This is a genomic window from Spirosoma humi (assembly GCF_054776575.1).
In genome coordinates this window covers 293,593-314,167 of record NZ_BAAHBR010000017.1, presented here as the reverse complement: position 1 = coordinate 314,167, position 20,575 = coordinate 293,593, and the positions used below count along the sequence as shown (strand labels likewise).

Sequence of the window (20,575 nt, the reverse complement as noted above, 5' to 3'; positions counted from 1 at the left end):
TCAGTTAGGTATGTTTGATGGATGCTGCCATTTGTCGGCTAGTGTTTTGAGCAGTTGCCGAACCATAGCCCGACTGATCGCTTCTCGTCGGAAGGTTGTTCTAAAGTCTGTTCTGGTTGAGGTATAATAAGGCGTTTCACGTATTTGCCTGACTAAATCCTCGACATCGCCGGGAGCGAAAACGATCGCATTGGTCAGGTGTTGACGGACAAACGAAGCTGCATAACCCACCACACCAGCAACGATGGGTTTATCTGTCGCGCCATATTCGAACAGTTTTGACGGCAGAACCCGAGTAAAGGCCGACAGATTATTTAGGTGAACAAACAAATAGTCGGCTTTTTGATACTGAAGCATTAGTTCTGCCTGACTGACGGGTTCACGCACGTCGACATTGCAAACGCTCCTGGCCTGAAGCAGGGAGTCAAGTTCATTCTTCGCACCACCACTGCCAAAAATGACGAACCGATAGCCTTCGCCCAACTGTTGGGCCGCCTGTGGAATAATTTTATGCAGGCCCTGCCCCTGGCCAATGTTACCCGCGTAAAGAATGGTTTTAACATCTGAAGGGGGATTCGGACCACTACTGGGGATGGTCAAAAAGACATCGTCGATCCCGTTTGTAAAATAACTGTATGTGGCCTGTCGAAAAAGTCGAAAATAGGGTTTAAAGCCCTCCGAGACCAGATTGATATGACTGGCGCGGCTGAATGTATACCATTCGACTGGCCACAAAAGTATATTCAACAGGAAACGAATTAGTGAATTTTTATGCATCTCCAGCATAACCTCCCGGAATAAATCCCGAATATCGAGATACAAGGGGGTTCGCCGGGCAAATCCACGGTGGGCAAATCCATGCCGGCCAAATCCACGGTGGGCCAGTACAGCTCCCAGAAAAGCCGTGAATAAACGGGATGAGGACGCAATAACCAGGTCATATCGCTGTTGCCGGGCAAGTCGGTACGCGGCTCGAAAGTATGTCCAGAAGGATCGTAGTTGATCCAGTTGGCCACTTTTATGGGCTGGAATCTGAATGCGCTCAATCGTAACCGGGCAACCTCCGTAGGATCGTGTTTCGCGTTCAGGAGCGGTGGGTGTGTACACCTGATACCGGTTTGGCCGTGTCGTGATGACGTAGATGGTATCACCCGAACGCAGTTGGCGGGATAACTCCTGCACCAGAGCCGTATTCCGAAACGAACCGGGCCCGATATCCGGTTCAAAATAGAAGGTTAGGTAAAGTACATTCATTCGATAAGGCGCATGGTCGTTTCTAGCCAGTTTGTAAACTGGACCTCCAGGCATTGACTAACCCGTAACCGGTTGAAGCCTTCGGCCATGTCACAATTCACAACGGACACAACCGGTTTAATTTCTGACGAAAACGACAGGTGCAGTGGTCCAATAAGAATCCCATCGTCAGGAAATTGTACCCGAACGTCGGGATGGATATGAAACCGGGCCATTCCCGACGGATTTTTTCGGTTTCCAATCAGACGATCAGTCAGTAGCAGTTGATTGGGCTCAACCAACCACGTCCGTTCATGGATAACGCCAAGCTTGCGATACCCGTCGTGCTGGGCTGTCAGTTTGGTTGGGGTGTCGATTTTTACGTTTGTCTTGGCACGCCGACCCACCCGAAAACCCGCCCAAACCTCGGAAGAGTTTTGCCCGTTTATGTTTACCGTATTGTGGGCAGCTGTACTGCGCTCCAAATCCCGACGCGGACCAACCTGATAAGTCGATACGGCCTTATCCACAATCAGCGGAAGGTTATCCACATGGAGTATGAAGGAAAGCGTATCCGCATGGGCATGACCGGGTTGGTGGTCAGGTCCAATCGGGCCGACATCGGCAAAGAGTTCATACCGGGCCGTCCGAAACATGCGGTAGCCGCTATCCCTTAGCGGGGTTTCCATTGGCCAAATTTGTGAACTATTCATCGACCCCAAATGGGCATCTAACACCCGTTTTGCTTTCGACTGTAGTTGAGCTGTTGTGGGGGCAATGCCACTAGCTGAGTCATTCACCAGGGGAACATCGCCGTTACGAAACGTAATGGCCGTTAGCCAGTTGAGCATTTGACCCGCTTTGTCGGACAAACAGCGAAGAAGCGTAGAATCCTCATACCAGGTGTCGTGTTGTAAAGCCAGTACAACCGTCAGCAACCGGTCGAGCAGGAGTTGGTGATACATAGGGCTACGCTCATCATGACCACCATCGGCTAGAACCTGTCGGTTCAGTTCAGAACGAACAAGTTCTGCGGCCAGTCGAACCCACTGCCGATGCCGAAAGTAAAGGGAGCCAAGTAACAAGGCATACCCATTTTCGAGCAGGTGATTTCCCCCAATATGGTACTCCAGCCGATGGCGTACCAAGGTTACCTGAGCGAACAAATGGCAGTTAATAATTGCTTGCCGAATTTGATGTCGGCTCAAAAATGCTACCCAGTTCATTACCCGCAGTGAGGTTGGGTAAGCCTCCAGTCCATCGCGCAGCGAATCGGTTTTCTGAATAAAATCGTGAATCAGACGCAGCCCGCTATCAGGGCTCATACCCGGCTGATTCAGAAAGTCGAAATAGTTTAAATTGTATGTCCAGAGTTTACCGTAATCGATTTTTCCGTCATACCGATAGTTCCAGTTGATTGGTTCCTCCTCCGGTGCGTATGCCCTATTGAGAAACACAAACGTCCCATTTTGCCACGATAGAGGCTTATCGGCTTCAGGAACCGTCAAAAAATAAGCCGCTGGAGCCGTCCTGGGCAAACGTAGCCGTGGTCGCGCACGCAGCCGAGTCAGCACCTGAAAGAGTAATTGACGAGCGGTCAGGTACCTCAGGGTTCGCCAGTGTAGTCCGGGCTTACTCATGTTTATCGGGTCCATCCGGTGTCTCAGGAGTCATTCTTATACCCGCAACGGCCACAAACCGCCTTTCCCGCAAGCTCTGTAAGGCCGCAAACATGGTTTGCGTCGTGTTGATGATCTCGTCAAAGGGAATCAGCGATTGACCTGATTCAAGCTGTTCATTCGGCTGCAGTTGCCCCATCCGTACTTGATTAATTAAGCGGGTCATCTGCTCGACATGACCTTTATTCTGTCGCCCTGATACGCTAGAGAACCCTTTAAATCCATAGCCCGTCAACGTCCGGAAGTTGTCCAGCACCAGGGTTCGCTCATGCCAGTAAACCTCTACCCGCTCTTTGGCGTAGACTTTGCTGCCATTGCTAAAGTAATTGATCGTGCCCGTCGAGCCGTTTTCGTACTGCAATAGTATAGCCGCGGAATCGCTTGTTTCGGTGGGTTGCCGCCCCATTGCATTCATGCATACGCTCACGACCCGACTACCCGTCAGAAACGTAATCAGATCGACGAAATGACAAGCCTCGCCCAGAATCCGCCCACCCCCAATATCCCGATCATGTAGCCACGACGTAGCCGGGATGCATCCGGCGTTGACTGTCGCAACAATGTTCATGGGCAGATCAGCCGACCGATTGCCGCCTAGCAACGCCTTCATTTTTTGCGCATAAGGCGAAAAGCGCCGATTGAAACCCACCATCACGAGCCGACCTGCCTGTTGCTGGTGTTCGATCAGCGCGGGTAATTCGGCTGCATAAATAGCCAGCGGTTTTTCAACAAACACATGTTTACCTGCTTTCAGAGCTTCGATGGCTAGTCGGGTGTGGCTATCATGCCGGGTTGTAATTATGCATACATCAATGGCAGGATCGTTCAGCAGTTGCCGGTAGTCGGTGGTGCTTTGTAAAATGCCGAACTTTCTGGCCAGTAGCGTTGCGTTCAGGCCACCGGCACTGGCAATGGTTTTGAGTACTCCGCCAGCCGCTTTCAGGGCGGGCAAGAGTATCGCACCCGTGAAATTTCCGGCTCCAATAATTCCAATGGTTGCAGAACCCGGCGCATAGGCCTGTTCCCGCAAGCTGAGCACCGGGCTCAGGTCGACCTGTTCGGGATACGTGAGCAGCGAGGCAATCCGCCCCGACGCCTGTAGAGTACTGTATATTTTTCGGTAATCTGCCAACGGCACCGTTTCGGTAATGAACGGTTTTACCCGTAACTGCCCTGTCGCCAGAAAGTGGAGAACTGCCTGGAAATTGCGATTAGCCGTCCAACGCACGTAGGCTAGCGGATAATCCTGCCCCTTTTGTTCATAGGCATCGTCATAACGACCGGGCCCATACGAACGCGCGACCCGCAGAGCAATCTCCTTTTCATACAAATCGGCCCGGCTTATCGTCAGGTCTGCCACGCCCACAAGAACAATCGTCCCTTTCTGTCGGCTCATTCGAACAGCCTGTGACAGAAGTTTATCCGTCTGAGCAGAAGCGGTAATGATTACCCCGTCCGCCCCTACTCCATTGGTCAGTGTCCTAACCGCGGAGATCGGCTCCGCTCCCAATGCCGGGTTGATGACCGTTATGCCATTCGTTGCTGCCAACTGGCATTTTGCTTCGTTGATCTCAATGCCAATGACCTGGCAACCGCTTATTCGAAGCAGTTCTGCCGTGAGCAGGCCGAGTAGTCCTAACCCAATAACGACAACCGTTTCACCGACGGCTGGGGCAAGGAGCCGAATGCTGTTTAAGCCTATGGCCCCCATAACGGTAAAGGCCGCTTCGTCGTCGCTTACCGCATCGGGAATCCGGGCGACCAGATTTCGGGGTACACAAACGACTTCGGCATGACAGCCATTAGAGGCCACCCGGTCGCCAATGCGAATGTCATTTACGCCATCGCCCACGGCCAGTACGGTGCCGACATTACAGTAACCTAGCGGCATCGGCCGATTCAACTTACGAATGACCGCTTCCAGCGTTGGTCGTATCCCATCCGCCTGAATTTTCTCAATAACCTGCTTCACCTTATCGGGTTGCTGACGGGCCTTGTTCAGCAGGCTGGCTTTCCCAAATTCAACCAGCATCCGTTCCGTACCCAACGACACCAGCGACCTCCGCGTCTGAATCAACACGTGCCCCGGTTGGCTCTGGGGCGCTGGCACATCCGTAAGCAGCGTCTCGCCGGTTTTGAGGTTCTGGATGAGTTGTTTCATTCGGAATCAATTAATACATAAACAAGGCGTACAGAGTCAGGCAACAAGGTGCTATTACCGCGTTGTCTTTCTGGTCAAGTCAACGAGCGCATTATTTTCGCGATGCGCTCAGACGCTTTACCATCCCACAACGGCGGCACTTGCCCGGTTTTCACGTGCCCCGCCAGAATGGCCATTACCGTCTGTAGTGTTTTTTCGGGATCAAGGTCAGCGAGCAGTTGGTTTGTACCCAAGTCAATGGTTACCGGTCGTTCGGTCGAGTTGCGAAAGGTCAGACAGGGCACATTCAGATACGTCGTTTCTTCCTGAATCCCACCCGAATCCGTAATGACAAGGGCCGCCTGTTCCAGTAGATTCAGAAACTCCAGGTATCCCTGCGGCTCCAGAAGCCGAACCCCCTGAATGGCCGCCAGGCGGCTCATCAGGCCATATTGAATCAGGCGGGCCTGGGTCCGCGGGTGAATCGGGAACAGCACCGTTGTCTGCCGGGCGATAGCCTGCACCAGTTGCAGAAGTTTTTTCAGGCCCGTTTCCGTATCCACATTCGTTGGTCGATGCATGGTGACGAGCACATACCGTTGTGGGCTTACTCCCAGCAGCGCCAGCGTGTTCAGCTCAGCCGCTTTCTGGCGATACTGCACCAGCGAATCAATCATGACATTGCCAACAAAATGAATTCGTTCACTGGAGATGCCTTCGCGTCGGAGATTATCCAGTCCAGCCTGCTCGGTTACAAACAGTAAATCGGCGATCCGGTCGGTTTCAATTCGATTGAACTCTTCGAGCATCCGGCCATCGCCCGACCGCAGGCCCGCTTCGACATGCGCCACCCGAATACCCCGCTGAGCAGCCGCCCGTGCACAGGCCAGGGTACTGGTCACATCGCCTACCACCAGCACCCAATCGGGTTGCTCGACATGGAGTACCGCGTCAAATTTGTGCATGATGTCGGCCATCTGCTCAGCCGGTGAGCCGGAGGAGGCATATAGGAAATAATCTGGTTGAGGCAAATCGAGCTGACGAATGAAAATATCACTCAACTGACTATCGTAATGCTGGCCGGTATGAACGAGTTTAGACTGGATGTTCGGTTGAGTTACAAAAGCCCGATGCAGCGGAGCCACTTTCATGAAATTCGGACGAGCGCCAACGATGCTAAGAATCTTCATATCCAGTGCGTTTCGAGCAGAAGGTAGCCAGTCTCCCTACTTATTTTCGGGCTATGCTGCTTTGACGAACCGGTTCCTGCCAAGTAACTAATCTGACCAAATTGACTATGACCGAAAGCCCGAACCCATGTGTCGGAGAAATCCACCTGATGTTACTCTCCAGCTACTGAATTGCGAGATGTAGTTTACGAGGGTACGATCCGCTGGCTGGCAGACTGATAAAAATCTACCCAAACAGTTGGGTTAACGGAGCTGTCATAATCCCGGCGGGACAGAGAAAAAGCTCGTTCTCTGTAGCGTTCATAATGCTCGGACGGCATCGTCAGGAAGGATTCGATAGCCTGCCGAAGGCAAGCCGGTTCGTTGGGCACCCAACAGCCAGCTCCCTCCTGCTCAAGCACTTGCCAGGGCGTGTTGGCAGAAGCGATAACCGGTGTTCCCTGCGCCAGCGACTCGATAACCACGTTACCAAAATTTTCGGCATGCGAGGGCAGAATCAGCAATCGGGCATCGGCATAAAGTTGTTCTTTGCGTTGGCCCTGTACGGCCCCAACAAACGAAACCTTTCCAGAAAGCCCCAGCCTTAGGACGGATGCCTTCAGTTCCTGGGCGTATAGGGCATCCGTTTCAGGGCCAGCCACCACCAGTGAATAACCGCTTTCCCGGAACAGTGTAGACGTACCAAGGGCTTCCAGTAGACGGTCGATCGCTTTTATGCGGTGCAATCGGCCCATGAACAGGAAATAAGGTTGAGCTACCCGAACGGCTACAGTCGGCAGTTCCATCGTTGTTCGACGCTCACCGACTCGTGCGCTAGCCCCAAAGTGGTGCCGGATTTGACTGGCCTCTTCCGCACAGGTTGCATGAAACAAAACCCCCGGACAGCATCTTTTGAAAATGATCAATAAAAATCGCTTCAGGCGTGGCCGGAACCGGAGTGCCGCCGGACTCAATTCGCCGTGGGGCGACCAGACAACGGGCTTATTCAGTAAGTGACACAAGACGATCCAGACAAACGAAGCGGGGTAAAACAAGCTGTTGACATGGACCACATCGGCTTGTCGGATGGCCTTCCAGCCGTACCAGATGTGCTTGAGGGGCAAATAAAAATGCGGATTTCGCGTATAAACCACGCGTCCAAAATCGCGCACCAACCAGCTATCCCGTTGTATGAAGGCGGGTAAGTTTTCCGACGTGGCAACCACCGTAACTTCATGCCCGGCCCTGGTCAGCGCGCTGGCCTGCCAATGAATGGTGCTGGCAGCCCCGCCTGCCGGAGCTGGATAAAATCGATCGGCCGACATAACTATTTTCATAAAATAGCTGGCGGATAAGCGTGAGTAAGCCCGTATTGTCGATCATACAGCGCCTTGTAGCGATCAGCGGCCAGGCCAATCGTGTATTGCTGAGCGTTTGTCAATCCGGCATCGATCAGGGTTTGCCGGTAGCGATCATCCTGAATAAGCCGTTCAATACCCGTCCGAATGGCAACTATATCGGTTGGATCAACCCGATGAGCTGCGTCGGCGGCCAACTCCCGCATTGGCGAAACATCGGCAGTAATCACCGCACGACCCGTGGCATTCGCTTCAAGGATGGGCATACCGAAGCCCTCCCGAGTCGAGATAAATGTGACGATATCACATTCGTGATATAATTGAGCGACTTGCTCTTTGGATAAGGCAACATACTGCCGATACTGAATCTGCCGCTGGTGTAGTTCGGCAGTGATTTTATCGGTTAGCGGCCCGACGATGAGAAGCCAGCAGGGAAGTCCCTCGATGGCCGCGATCAGACGAGATAAATTCTTATGCGGAGCCGTTCCCAGTTGCAACAACCTTGGCATCTTGCGGCTAACGGCACCGGGACTATACCTGAACACAGGGTCATAACCATTGGGAACGACCTGCACCTTATAGGCAATGCGCCCAACATACCGGATCAACTCCTGCCTGGTTTTCTCCGAAACGGCCGTTACAACGCCAGCCCGACGAATGGGCAGGTAATACCAAAGCAGCCAGAAAACCAGGTAGCGGACGGGGCGTTTACGGTTATTCGTCAACAAAAAACAGTCGTGAATGGTCAATACCGTACGCGACGCAGGTAAAGCCAGCGCAACATAATGAACATCGCCCGTGATGTGAAAAAGATCGGCCGTAAGCTGTTTTGTAAAATGCAGATTTTGCCAGACCGTTCGTAGCCCCCGACTTATGTACGGCAGTCGAACTGCCTTCGTGTTTAGGCCCAGCCGTCCCACTTCAGCGCAAATTGTATCGAACAATTGATCAATACTATAGCCCGTACCGGGACTTCGAAACAGGTAAAGAATGGTCATCGGCGGGTTACAGAAGAATGCTTATTCGCTTTAACGTCCAAAAGAGCAGCGCTATAAAAATGGCATTGCTCAGCAGGCTCCCCCAGGTTGAGAGCAGGTCGGTTTCCATCGTTAGACAGTCGATGTACAGCATCGGTAACCAAAGGACAAGCGAAGGCATCTGGTCGGCGAGGTGCAGCACAACGTAAAAAACGCCACCCAGCAACAGCCCATAGAACAGAGCGAAAAGCACACCGCCGTACCCGAAATTCACGTAGCCCTCGCCCAGCGGAGACAGATTAATGCTCGTATTTTCGAACTGTCGCAGGCTCGTAAAGCGCCGTATGTTTTCGTATCCACCCGTCTGCGGTTTATTGCTCCATAACAGCCGGGGAACAATCGGGTAGATCAGCGACAGGAGCACATCCCCGCTGGCAAAGTCTTCGTGCAGTGGCACTTTCGCCATGGCACTTCCAATCATAATGCCCTGATTAAACCGAACGAATGAGAGAAAGGCATGATCGGCGTTCAGCAATTTTTCGGGATGAGTAAGCCGATCCGCGAGCAGTTCAGCCATCAAGGCTGTATTTGCCGTTCGCTCGGTCCGATTATAGCCCCAGGTGTTGTACCGATACTCTCCCTTGATTGACTGGATCAGCAACAAAAAGGCAAAAGCCGAAACGACGACGGTCGTTTTCAGCGAAGTGGTTATCCGTTCCGGTATACCACCCGCCAGGAAAATAGCCGCCAGCAGGAGCCAGAAGAACAGGTCGCCAAACATGCCCGTCCGAACCGTATTGACCAGTAGCACTCCCCCGGCTATACCGATAACGACAAACCGGTAGGCGCTTCGGGAATAATAGGCATAAAACGCACTGATGCACAGGCAATGCGACGGTATCGTACCGATCATGGCGGGTACTGTCGGCAGAGCCGATTTTATGGTAAATCCCAGCAAACCAACGCTTAACAGAATGATGCAGGTCTCTGGCTTTGTTTGGAGGTAAGCGGTCGCAGCCTGGATATAGGCTACGTGCGGTCGCTCCAAACGACGATGACGAAACCAGTTTGCACCGGCATAAAACGCTAGAAAAGCAGGTAAGGCATAGCTAAAATAGACCCCTGATTCAATCGGCATCGACGCGGGAAACACCCAGTACGTTACGGCAGGAACGAGTAAAACCTCCAGCGATGCGATGAAGCTGATACAGGTCAGCAACGCTATCGTTTTGCCAATACCCGCGATAAACACCAGAAATACATAGATCGATAGTGCCACGGCCGAGGCTTCCAGAATCGAACTATCGACAAAGTAAATGGCTAGCCCAAAGGCGACACTGCTCGCTGCCAGGTAGTTCATCGGGCTATCCGTTTTGGTCCTATCGAACTAGCCAGCGAAGACATTCCCAGCGTATGGAGCAACTGCTCAACGCGGTGATCGAGGGTGTGGTACTGCTGAAAATGAGTATACTGCCGGGCCGCCAGTTCATGCCGTTCGCTGGTATGAGCCAGATAATACCGGATTTTATCAATGGCCTCGTCAATCGTTCGAAAAGTTACCGCATCGGCCGGAACGCCCGTATAGTCGGCAATGGTTGGCTTGTCGTCGCACAGTTGAAACCCGCCAATACCATTGATCTCAAAGTATTTCTGATTGACGGAGGTGATTTCAGCATAGTGCAGGTTGTTAAAGACGATTCGGGCACTATACAGCAACCGGTTTTTCTCCGCTCCCACCAAATACTGCCCCCGATAGGCTGACTGCACAGTCCTACGCAAATAGGGTCCTCTGGTACCAAACACCGCAACCTTGATACCGGCGCGGATGAGTTGGTCAATCATACGGGCACGATACGCGTATAAATTGCCATAGACCAGTACATCAATATCGGTTTGCTCTTCGGCAACACCCTTGTCAAAAGTTGGTTTCTGGTGAATACGAGGATTGAACCCTTCGGGTAAGTAATGCGCCTTTGCGCCAAGTTTGGTCCGCAGGAAATCAACGATATAGGGCTCTTTCGAGAAATAACAATCGAAATCGGCCGCAAGAATCTGCTGCTTTTCCAGGTTCGACAGGGCATCCGGATTCATCTGAACTACGGGCACAGCGGGCAAATGCCGCTTGATATGTTCGACAAGGATCGGGTGCAGATGGCGGTAAACGACAATCACCAGCTCGGGCCGAAGTGCCGCAACGGTAGTGGCCAGCCGAGCGCTAACCAGCCGATCACAGGATTCATTAAACCGGGATAGCCAGTAAGTAAAACGCACTGATACTGGCAAGCCATCCGTGATATCGAGTATTGACGCGTCATGTCCCAGCGTTCTGAACGAATCGCACAGGTGGTATTCAACCGAATCGAACAGTCGGCTCCCAACAATGGCTACCTTCATCGTATCATCCCGTTTAGAGTCGCCAGTAGTCTATTTCATCGCTTTTTTGTACGGCATACAACCCCTTCAAATCCAGCAGGATCGGAGCGGTTTTCATTAGCGATTTAAAGTAAGCGACATCGAGCGTCCGATAGGCATCGTGTCCAACAGCCACCACTACGGCATCGTACTGAGTAGACGGCCTATCCAGCAGACTCATATTATAGGTCTGGGCCACCTCATTTGGCGACGCATGTGGATCGACAACATGAACGTTGATAGCGTACTTCATCAACTCCCGTACCAGGTCAGCGACTTTTGAATTGCGTATATCGGCGATATTTTCCTTGAACGTCAGTCCCATAACCAGCACTTTCGTCTGGGCGGGATTGGTATCGCGATGCAGCAGCATCTGTACCAGTTTGGTGGCGATAAATGCAGGCATACCGTCGTTGATCCGTCGGCCGGAATTGATTACCTGCGGGTCGTAGCCAAGCTGTCGGGCTTTGTAAAGCAGATAATACGGATCAATGCCGATGCAATGTCCGCCGACCAGTCCCGGCGTAAAGGGCAGAAAATTCCATTTCGTCGATGCCGCTTTAAGAACCTCCTGGGTGTCAATACCCATCTTATCAAAAATGATGGCCAGCTCGTTCATCAGCGAAATATTGAGGTCACGCTGAACATTTTCGATCACTTTGGCCGCTTCCGCTACTTTGATACTCGGTGCCGTATAGATACCCGCCTGGATAATGCAGCCGTATACATCCGCAATGGTTCGGGCAGCTTCGGTATCATTCCCCGAAACAACTTTCAGGATATCCGTCAGCGTTCGTACTTTGTCGCCGGGGTTGATCCGTTCGGGCGAGTAACCCAGTTTAAACCCATCGCCTAGCCTCAAACCCGATTGGTGTACTAGCAAAGGCAGGCAATCATCCTCGGTACAACCCGGATAGACCGTCGATTCATAAACGACGTAATCACCGGGCTTCAGCGCCCGACCAATCAGTTCTGACGCTCGCTGCAAGGGTTTCAGATCGGGCACTTTGTAATCATCGACGGGTGTAGGCACCGCGACGATAAAGAAATGAGCTTGTTGCAGATCACTGGCCTCAGCCGTAAACATAATATCAGCCCCTTCGAATGCGTCGGCCTCTAGCTGCCGGGATGGATCTTCGCGTCGACGCAAACGGGCTATCCGGTCGGCGTTAGTATCGAAGCCAATGACCCGAAACTGGCGGGCAAAGGCAAGCGCAAGCGGCAGGCCTACGTAGCCCAGGCCGATGACGGCAATTTGTTTTTCTTTCTGTCGAAGCGCGTTCAGCAACGGGTCGGGTTCGTTAAACGGGTAAAACTTTTTTCGGGGACGTATCGGCGATCATCGCCTGCCATTGAGCAGCTACATCAGCCTTCCGGACAAGTACAGACAACGCCCCGGACACGAACCCGACTAGTGCAAAAAGCAGCACAATCACTGTTCGCCTGGGCGATACTCGGTTGAGCGGTACGCCCGGTGGTTCAAGCACTTTAAAGATTGGCGTTCGTGCCCGCACCCTGAGTTTCGACTGCTCAAACTGGTGAGCCAGCTCCGTATAAACGCTCTGAGCAATGGTCAGTTCAGCTTCCATCAGGTGCCGGTCCATGGTTGTCGCCAGCATCACGATATTTTTATGGTTATCATTGTATTGAAATACAGCCAGTTGCGCCTGGCGGTACCGTTTCCGGGCTGCGTTTACCTGCCCGCTGTAAAAAGCCGAATCTTGCCGGGCTTTCTCCGTGCGATAGGTCGTTACATAGGTTGTCAGATACCTCATGGCCAATGCGGCTACGGTTGCCGCCACGTTTGCGTCAGGCATGGTAGCCGTAATGGTGATAATGCCCGAACGCGTATCGAACTTAGCGCCCACGCGTTCGGCGATTTCTTCGGCAAACGCCTGCTGATGAACCGACAAATGGACAGTACCACCCATCTGCGGGGTTACCGGCGAGCGGGTGCGTTCTGCTTTACCGAACGACGGCAATTTCCAGAATGACCATTTACTATCGGACAGCAGAAACTGACCAATCGTTTGCGGCTGACCCGCCACCGTGTGGCTCGGCTGATCGATAAGGTACAATATAAACGGCGTACTCTGCAATACATTAGGGTACAAGTCGGGCCGAACGGCGTCCATCTCTTCGGCGTCCGAAAAATCGACACCGGCAAAGCCCGCTATGGATGCCAGCCGCTTGAGTACATCGCCCGACCCATTGTTCATTTCGGGCATCAGCCGGGCTTCCGACCTGAACTCTGGCGTTAGCATCAGGGAAATCACGACGCCAACCCCGGCCGTCAGAACCGTTGCCAGCAGGAGTTTGTACCGCTCCAGCCAGAGCGTTCGAACGACCACATCGGCGGGCAAACGCAGCCAGCGGTGGGTCGATAACATCGTTCTGGATTCAGGTGAACCGGTCATGTAACGCGTTTAGAGATAGCGACGTTAACAATTCGCAGGGGTTAAAAATGACCCTATGACGGCGAATCAACAAAAAAGTCTCCGACTAGCTAGTTCAGGAGACTTTTTCTACCCTGCTCGGGCATAATCTTCAGCCGAAAGCCGTTTATAGCGTTATAAACGCTGCATCAACCGGACAACCATCTCATTCTTCCAGCTAACAAAATCACCCGCGGCAATGTGTTCACGGGCCTGGCGCACCAGCCAGAGGTAAAACGTCAGGTTGTGCAGGCTGGCAATCTGGCCACCCAATAACTCTTCCGACTTGACCAGGTGCCGCAAGTACGCTTTTGAATAAAAGGTGCTGGCGTATCCGCCCAGGCCGGCGTCGATGGGGGTAAAATCGCGACTCCACTTTTCGTTCTTGATGTTGATAATACCTTCCGTCGTAAACAGCAGGCCGTGTCGGGCGTTGCGCGTCGGCATCACACAGTCGAACATGTCCACACCCAGCGCAATCGCTTCCAGAATGTTGGCGGGTGTGCCCACCCCCATCAGATACCGGGGTTTGTCGGCGGGTAGAATGCCATTTACCAGCTCGATCATGGCGTACATATCCTCAGCGGGTTCGCCCACGGCCAATCCGCCAATGGCGTTCCCTTCGCGCTCTTTGCTGGCAATGACCTCCGCCGACTGACGGCGCAAATCGGCATAAGTGCTTCCCTGCACGATCGGAAACAACGTTTGTTTATAGCCATACAAGCCTTCCGTTGCATCGAAACGATCGATGCAGCGGCCCAGCCAGCGGTGGGTCATCTCCATCGACTGCCGCGCGTAGCCGTATTCGCAGGGGTATGGCGTACACTCATCGAAGGCCATGATAATATCGGCCCCGATGGTTCGCTGAATATCCATCACGCCTTCGGGCGTAAACGTATGCTTGGACCCGTCGATATGCGACTTGAACGTAACGCCTTCTTCCTTAATCTTTCGGGTATTCGACAGCGAGTACACCTGGTATCCACCCGAATCGGTCAAAATAGGACGGCGCCAGCCATTGAAGCCATGCAATCCGCCCGCCTGGTTAAGCACCTCCAGCCCCGGCCGCATGTAGAGGTGATACGTATTCCCCAAAATAATTTCGGCGTCGATGTCCGTTTCAAGTTCGCGCTGATGAACAGCCTTCACGGTGCCGGCCGTGCCAACGGGCATAAAAATGGGGGTTTGAATAGGGCCGTGGTCTGTCGTCAGCGTTCCCGTTCGAGCCTTTGACTGTGGGTCGTTGGCAGTAATCGAAAATGTCATAGTGCAAAGATACGCACCTAAGCTCGTTCAACGGTCGCCGGTAGGCGTTCCGCATCAAGGTTCCCTCTTTATGCTTCCTCAGACCTTGACCATCGAAACAATCTTCTTTACGTATCTTTGCCCATTGGATCAACATCAACGCCTTAACGAGTAAACGTCTCCCCTTTGTGATTACTGTCCTGCTGATAAGCTGGCTACTGATAGTCGGCATTCAGCTTATTTACATTTTACTTGTTTATTCAAGAACAGCCTTTTACCGGCAGCCCCACCGAAGCGATCCTACTTTACAACCAGTTCCATCGGGTAACTCCACTGATCCGGCCCCAACCGGCGTCACCATCATCGTGTGCGCCCGCAATGAGCGGGCGAATCTGATTGAGTTACTCCCGCTGCTGAACGACCAGCAGTATCCTGCCTTCGAGGTACTGGTCATGGACGACCGCTCAACCGATGGCACGCAGCTCTTTCTGGAAAACGACATTGCAGAGCTGTCGCGGGTTCGCTTCATCCGGATCGACCGGGAACACGAGCATGTGACACCCAAGAAATACGCCCTGACGATTGCGCTGAAAAAAGCCATTTACCCTACCGTACTGCTTACCGATGCCGACTGCCGCCCGGCCTCTCCCGACTGGCTGGCGGGTATGGTGTTCCCGTTGCAGGATCAGCAAAAGGAAATCTCGCTGGGTTTTTCGCCCTACGATTATCAACCCGGCTTTCTGAACTTGCTGATCCGGTCAGAAACCCTGATGACGGCGGTGCAGTATTTTTCGCTGGCCCTGGCGGGTAGCCCCTACATGGGCGTTGGCCGGAATCTGGCCTACCGCAGCAGCGTGTTTTTTGCCAATCGTGGCTTTTACACCCACAAGAATGTAGTCGGTGGCGACGATGATCTGTTCATCAATGAGGTAGCTACCGCCCACAATACCGCCGTTTGCCTTTCCCCCGATACCTTCATGTGGTCGAAGCCCAAAGAAACCTGGGCGGACTGGCGAATCCAGAAACGGCGTCACCTCAACGTGGGCAAATACTATAAACCAGGGCATAAGTTCAGGCTGGGGCTACTAACGGGTTCGCATGTACTAAGCTGGCTGCTTGGCCTGATCGTTGGTCTTGTCGTTCTATTTTATGAAGTACAGCACCATTCCTTTACCGCCAACGAATGGTTACTTTTGCTGATCGGCACGGGGCTGTTCGTTTTCCGGAAACTCGCTTTTTGGGGCATCGTCGGACGCATTAGTTACCGGCTCGCGCATACCGTGCATTGGGCCATCATTCCGTTTGTCGATTTGTTACTGGCCGCGTATTATGGCATGGCCGGTCTGAAAACCGTGTTCAGGCGTCGTAAAAAACGTCTTTACTGGCGGTAAAGAAGCCCGGACGGCCACGTCCGGGATACGTTACCTTACATCCGGACGTGGCCGTCCGGGCTACAACCATGCATATCGATCTTATTTTAAAATACTTTCCGAACCTGACGGATGAGCAGAAAGAGCGCTTTGCGGCTTTGGATGGGCTGTACCGCGACTGGAACGCAAAGATCAACGTTATTTCGCGGCAGGACATCGATGCCCTCTACGAGAAGCATATTCTGCACTCGCTGGGTATTGCCAAGATCGTATCGTTCAAGCCCGGCACCGAAATCCTGGACGTTGGCACGGGCGGTGGATTTCCGGGCATTCCCCTAGCCATTCTATTCCCAATGGCCGACTTTCATCTGGTCGACAGCATTGGCAAGAAAATAAAGGTCGTGCAGGAAGTTTCCGATGCGCTGGGCCTTAAAAATGTGAAAGCCGAACAGGCCCGTGTCGAGCAGCTGAACACGACCTACGATTTTGTGGTTAGCCGGGCCGTTACCCGTTTAAAGCCTTTTCTGGGCTGGGTGCGCTACAAAATTCACAAGTCGGGTAACAACGACCGGCCAAACGGAGTTTTGTACCTCAAAGGGGGTGACCTGACCGAGGAGCTGGCCGAAGTGCCGGACCGTTACCGCGCATACGACCTCTCCGACTATTTTGAGGAGCCCTTCTTTGAAACCAAAAAAGTAATCTACATACCTAAAAAATAATCGGAATCTTTGTGATTTCATTGATTATGCTGATTTTACGGCTCGGCTTTCCAGGAACGCAAAATCGAAAATCCAGGAAATCAAAAAAATTCCGTTTTAGACATCATGGCAGAAAAATTCCGTTCCAGTAGTTTCAAAGACCCACTCAACCCTGATGAGGTTGAATTCAACGACAAAGGGGTTACGTTTCGGGCCCGCAAGTTGATTGGCGGCACAGACAATTTCGTCTTCTACTCCGACATCTCGGGGGTTGAGATCGACAATGGTGTCTTTTTCTCAACGATCCGGGTAATTCCACGCGCCCGGCCCGAGATAATCATCCGGAATTTCTCGAAAGGTGACGCCCGGCGCATCAAAGAGTTGATTCTGGAGAAGGTACCCAGCAATCGGCCCGACGCCTTTCGCTAAACCACAGCCTGATTATCATACGATTGAGAAATAAGTTGTTTTTTTTTCGGCTGATGCTTGCGCAATATGGTTCTACGGCCTACTTTTGCACCACGATTCCCGAATAGCTCAGTCGGTTAGAGCATCTGACTGTTAATCAGAGGGTCGCTGGTTCGAGCCCAGCTTCGGGAGCAAAAAGCCTCAAATCTTACGATTTGGGGCTTTTTTATTGTTTTATGTATAGATTTTTGTTACGTAATAGTTAAGAACTATATTCAAACTTAAAACTACCTCACTAGAAATCTCGGTAGTGGCTTAATTGCGTTGATCGGCGAAGAAGAACTGATTAATGAATAGGCCGATTATGGTATCGTGGACCGTCACTGATTTAGAGAAGCAAATGGTTCGGCGGGTCAGTCGCTTTAAGCGTGTTCGAAGAGTAAGATGCTTCCGTTCAAGCCCTTGTAATGCCGCCTTACGGACTAAGCGTAAGCGTTGATCTAAGCAATCAAAGTAAGCCCACCAAGAGTCTGTTATCCACCTAATTATTTCAATTTTAGCCTGCTCTAAAAGGCTAAGTAGGTGGCGAAACGTTTGGTGGGTACGTCGTCCGAAAACGAAGGCAATGATTTCGCCTGTCACGGCATCCTCGACCCACCACAGCCACCGGGGTTGTTTTTTCTTACCCACATACGACCGCCCCGGCGGCCCGGCACATCTCATCGACTTTAAGACTCATTTTCAAGCCTCTATTGACGTATAAGGGGTTGACATGGATGACTAAACTACCGCTCGGGCGGCCCCGTTTTTTTTAAACTGAGCGCTGACGGTATTGCGATTGACGTCTAAAACACGAGCTGTATCACGTATGCCTGCTCCGTTGAGGACCATCTGAGTGATCTGCTCTTTGACCAAGGGGTCCCGGGCTTTATGGGTGTATGTCTGGACGAAAGTCCGGCCGCAGTCAAAGTATCGGTAGCGTTGGGTGCCTGCACGGGTAGTGCCATACCGTTTGACGTGTTGGGTTTGGCCACAATGTTTGCAGGCAACAGCTTCTAAGACCATTCACAAAGATACCCTATTCAACGCAGTTAGGCCACTACCGCTCATTATTATATTGATGCCAGTGAATTTACACTTTATGCAATTAAAACGAGTGTTGATATAGATGTTATTCCTAACATAGGATGGCTCAACTATATTCACACAGCATTCCAGGAGTAAGCTCTGTTCGGTTTCCACTTGCTCCATCAACCAGTAAGGCCAATCTGAGCCAATCGTTCTGTCAAACAGCAATGTTTATTATCGTATTTACCGGCACCACACCCCAGGGGGATGAGCAGACAACCAGCTTTGGCTCAATTGATTTAATCGATTGTCTGGAAGTGGTGACCAACATAATTAGGATAGGTTGGACAATGCGAAGTATTCACTTGTTAGACCACCATCACCCCATCATGAATTTACCGGTTGAAGCTTTTGATAGCTGCTCTTTCATTGGCCCCTTTGGAGAGCTTGAGCGACAGTGGAACGAGCAATTGAACATTAGTCAGTCCTGACAAATTGAGAAGTGCGCTATCCTGGTTGGGTAAATTAAAAAATAGACCGCCCTGGCCGGTCCGCCGGTGGGGGACCATCAAATTCGCTGCTTGATTTTGCCTCAACGGTGGATAATTTATGATTAGCCACAGGAAAAGTTATTGCGACGAAAGAGCGATTTGCGAGATTAAGTATCGAAAAGCTAGGAGCCTATCAAAGCCTATACTCCTGGTATTTAGTATGTCCGGTAGATGGAAATCTTTTCGGTCAAAAACGCATCATAAAGATGGATACGTTCGATAATGCTCGATGGCTGATTCCCCTTCTGATTATGCCCACCCTGATGGTGCTCATGGCTACACTTTTTTACTATAATCAGCCCAAACAGATTAACCGACTCTATGGCTATAGGACTGGACTGTCCATGAAAAATCAAGATACGTGGATGGTCGCTAACCGCATCGCCAGTGAATGTTTTCTCTATTCTTCAATGGGTTTTATGGGGGTTCTACTTCTGCTGCTCTTGCTAATTGGAAAGGCGAACTTGATTAGTTGGTTCGGCAATTTCCGATCCTTATTCTTGAGTATAGTTGTGCTCTCGACGGGTTTATTACTATTACCTCTTGTTGTAACCGAATATAAATTAAGCCAGCTTTTCACCTCAACTGGCGTAAGAAAATAAAGGCCCTTTTCTGGAATTGGTTACTTGTAGCTTCTATCGTCTCAGCTGGGAGCGTTTCTATGAGACTGATCTTTTAAAGCCTATTAGCTTGACGTTTCGTACTTGGTCTAACATATAAGATGGTGGCTGTTGCAAAAGTCAACAGGGCTACAAAAAGCCATGTTAGGTAAGCCGGTTTGGCCTAGTAAACGGGGTAAACTTGGCGACTTATTTAAGGCGATTACACCCGTTTCAGACTTTTGCAACAGCCAATGCCGTTATGTTAATCTGGAGTGAAAATATAACGTTGTCCTATTATCTTACATACTAAGTCTATAACACCTGTCCTAATCCAAATAAAATAACGAACAACAACGTGGTCAGGGCAAGCTGCCCAAGTCGGGCGTTAAGCTCCGCCGGGCGTTTGTGCGTCGCAATGGCGCGACCATTCAGGATAAATAGCGGGAAAGACAGCACATAAAGATAGCCAATGGCTGCAGCATCGGTCAGGAATGAATACGCAACAGCACAGGCCATGCCCGTGATGAGTAAGCCCCAGTGGTAACGAATAGCCAGTGGCAACCCAAGACGCGCTGGAATGGAGCGTTTACCCGTCATCGTATCGGTTTCAATATCCCGAATATTATTAACGTTCAGGACGCCCGTGGCGAACAGGCCAACGCTTGTTGCGGGCAGGAAGAGTAAGGGGCTGAATGACAGGGTGTACAGGAAGTATGTCCCTAAAACCCCAACCCAGCCAAAGAAAATGAGCACGGCAATGTCGCCAAAACCCGCATATCCATAAGGGCGTTTGCCATTCGTATAGCCAATGGCAGCCGCAATACTCAGCAGGCCCAGCACAAAGAAGAACCAGAATATTTTCGGTCCTGCATCGTAAAAAGCCACGGTCAGCAGGCCGACTCCACACACCAATGCCAACACCGACATCAGGATAATACCCCGTAGCATGGCTTCTCGTGTGATGTCGCCGGTAGCAACGGCCCGACGAGGACCTACCCGCAGTTCGGTATCTTTACCCGAAACCGCATCGCCATAATCATTGGCAAAGTTGGACAGGATTTGAAGGAAAATAGTGGTCAGTATGGCCAGAACAGCAATCTGCCAGCTAAAATGGTGGTCAGCAAAGGCGAGAAAACTCCCGAGGATAATACTGGCTAACGCCAGCGGTAATGTACGCGGCCGTGCAGCCGCAATCCAGCTCTTTGTCATAAGTGCAAAGAGCGAAAGAGC

General features: G+C 51.6%; 19 protein-coding genes and 1 tRNA gene. 6 read left to right on the top strand and 14 right to left on the bottom strand.

What is annotated here, in order from left to right; all coding sequences use genetic code 11:
• The 11 genes from ACYU8Y_RS23500 to tgt form a co-directional block, all read right to left on the bottom strand.
• Positions 1–1,254, bottom strand: a complete 1,254-nt coding sequence (locus tag ACYU8Y_RS23500; RefSeq protein WP_460940589.1) for a glycosyltransferase family 4 protein — start codon at positions 1,252–1,254, stop codon at positions 1–3.
• Complete coding sequence (locus ACYU8Y_RS23495; RefSeq protein WP_460940588.1) at positions 1,251–2,873, bottom strand: heparinase II/III domain-containing protein; 1,623 nt, start codon at positions 2,871–2,873, stop codon at positions 1,251–1,253. Before ACYU8Y_RS23495 ends, ACYU8Y_RS23500 begins: the two co-directional genes overlap by 4 nt.
• Positions 2,866–5,073: a bi-domain-containing oxidoreductase gene (locus tag ACYU8Y_RS23490; RefSeq protein WP_460940587.1), complete on the bottom strand. Its 2,208-nt coding sequence runs from the start codon at positions 5,071–5,073 to the stop codon at positions 2,866–2,868. The genes ACYU8Y_RS23495 and ACYU8Y_RS23490 overlap by 8 nt, the downstream gene beginning before the upstream one ends.
• Positions 5,074–5,147: 74 nt before the next feature.
• On the bottom strand, positions 5,148–6,242 hold the full coding sequence (gene wecB, locus ACYU8Y_RS23485; protein ID WP_460940586.1) for a non-hydrolyzing UDP-N-acetylglucosamine 2-epimerase: 1,095 nt from the start codon (positions 6,240–6,242) through the stop codon (positions 5,148–5,150).
• A 185-nt stretch (positions 6,243–6,427) separates the two neighbouring features.
• Positions 6,428–7,558, bottom strand: coding sequence for a glycosyltransferase (locus tag ACYU8Y_RS23480; RefSeq protein WP_460940585.1), 1,131 nt, complete (start codon positions 7,556–7,558; stop codon positions 6,428–6,430).
• Positions 7,555–8,577 carry a glycosyltransferase family 4 protein gene (locus ACYU8Y_RS23475; protein ID WP_460940584.1) on the bottom strand — a complete coding sequence of 341 codons (1,023 nt, stop codon included), beginning with the start codon at positions 8,575–8,577 and terminating at the stop codon, positions 7,555–7,557. The genes ACYU8Y_RS23480 and ACYU8Y_RS23475 overlap by 4 nt, the downstream gene beginning before the upstream one ends.
• A 7-nt stretch (positions 8,578–8,584) precedes the next feature.
• Complete coding sequence (locus ACYU8Y_RS23470; protein WP_460940583.1) at positions 8,585–9,916, bottom strand: hypothetical protein; 1,332 nt, start codon at positions 9,914–9,916, stop codon at positions 8,585–8,587.
• On the bottom strand, positions 9,913–10,950 hold the full coding sequence (locus ACYU8Y_RS23465; protein WP_460940582.1) for a CgeB family protein: 1,038 nt from the start codon (positions 10,948–10,950) through the stop codon (positions 9,913–9,915). The genes ACYU8Y_RS23470 and ACYU8Y_RS23465 overlap by 4 nt, the downstream gene beginning before the upstream one ends.
• Before the next feature lie 13 nt (positions 10,951–10,963).
• On the bottom strand, positions 10,964–12,256 hold the full coding sequence (locus ACYU8Y_RS23460; RefSeq protein ID WP_460940581.1) for a nucleotide sugar dehydrogenase: 1,293 nt from the start codon (positions 12,254–12,256) through the stop codon (positions 10,964–10,966).
• 13 nt (positions 12,257–12,269) lie between these two features.
• On the bottom strand, positions 12,270–13,385 hold the full coding sequence (locus tag ACYU8Y_RS23455; protein ID WP_460940580.1) for a lipopolysaccharide biosynthesis protein: 1,116 nt from the start codon (positions 13,383–13,385) through the stop codon (positions 12,270–12,272).
• 153 nt (positions 13,386–13,538) lie between these two features.
• The gene (tgt, locus tag ACYU8Y_RS23450) at positions 13,539–14,669 is read right to left on the bottom strand and encodes a tRNA guanosine(34) transglycosylase Tgt (protein WP_460940579.1); all 1,131 of its coding nucleotides are present in this window, start codon (positions 14,667–14,669) and stop codon (positions 13,539–13,541) included.
• Between the two features lie 167 nt (positions 14,670–14,836).
• Between tgt and ACYU8Y_RS23445 the strand changes: the two genes are divergently transcribed.
• The 4 genes from ACYU8Y_RS23445 to ACYU8Y_RS23430 all read left to right on the top strand — a co-directional run bounded on the left by ACYU8Y_RS23445 (position 14,837) and on the right by ACYU8Y_RS23430 (position 17,316).
• Positions 14,837–16,039, top strand: coding sequence for a glycosyltransferase (locus ACYU8Y_RS23445; RefSeq protein WP_460940578.1), 1,203 nt, complete (start codon positions 14,837–14,839; stop codon positions 16,037–16,039).
• Positions 16,040–16,107: 68 nt separating this feature from the next.
• On the top strand, positions 16,108–16,737 hold the full coding sequence (gene rsmG, locus ACYU8Y_RS23440) for a 16S rRNA (guanine(527)-N(7))-methyltransferase RsmG (protein WP_460940576.1): 630 nt from the start codon (positions 16,108–16,110) through the stop codon (positions 16,735–16,737).
• A gap of 105 nt (positions 16,738–16,842) precedes the next feature.
• On the top strand, positions 16,843–17,145 hold the full coding sequence (locus ACYU8Y_RS23435) for a hypothetical protein (protein ID WP_460940575.1): 303 nt from the start codon (positions 16,843–16,845) through the stop codon (positions 17,143–17,145).
• Positions 17,146–17,242: 97 nt separating this feature from the next.
• Positions 17,243–17,316 (top strand) — tRNA-Asn (locus tag ACYU8Y_RS23430).
• 123 nt (positions 17,317–17,439) lie between these two features.
• Here ACYU8Y_RS23430 and ACYU8Y_RS23425 read toward each other — a convergent pair.
• Positions 17,440–17,847 (bottom strand): IS1 family transposase, encoded by a 408-nt coding sequence (locus ACYU8Y_RS23425; RefSeq protein WP_460940574.1) that lies wholly within the window; start codon positions 17,845–17,847, stop codon positions 17,440–17,442.
• Between the two features lie 57 nt (positions 17,848–17,904).
• On the bottom strand, positions 17,905–18,189 hold the full coding sequence (locus tag ACYU8Y_RS23420) for an IS1-like element transposase (RefSeq protein ID WP_460940573.1): 285 nt from the start codon (positions 18,187–18,189) through the stop codon (positions 17,905–17,907).
• Between the two features lie 230 nt (positions 18,190–18,419).
• On the opposite strand from ACYU8Y_RS23420, the gene ACYU8Y_RS23415 reads away from it, so the two are divergent.
• Together ACYU8Y_RS23415 and ACYU8Y_RS23410 are read left to right on the top strand one after the other, a co-directional pair.
• Positions 18,420–18,683, top strand: a complete 264-nt coding sequence (locus tag ACYU8Y_RS23415; protein ID WP_460940572.1) for a hypothetical protein — start codon at positions 18,420–18,422, stop codon at positions 18,681–18,683.
• A 266-nt stretch (positions 18,684–18,949) separates the two neighbouring features.
• The gene (locus ACYU8Y_RS23410; protein ID WP_460940571.1) at positions 18,950–19,345 is read left to right on the top strand and encodes an SdpI family protein; all 396 of its coding nucleotides are present in this window, start codon (positions 18,950–18,952) and stop codon (positions 19,343–19,345) included.
• Positions 19,346–19,657: 312 nt separating this feature from the next.
• Here ACYU8Y_RS23410 and ACYU8Y_RS23405 read toward each other — a convergent pair whose 3' ends face one another.
• Positions 19,658–20,554: a 1,4-dihydroxy-2-naphthoate polyprenyltransferase gene (locus tag ACYU8Y_RS23405; protein ID WP_460941205.1), complete on the bottom strand. Its 897-nt coding sequence runs from the start codon at positions 20,552–20,554 to the stop codon at positions 19,658–19,660.
• Between the last annotated feature and the right edge of the window lie 21 nt (positions 20,555–20,575).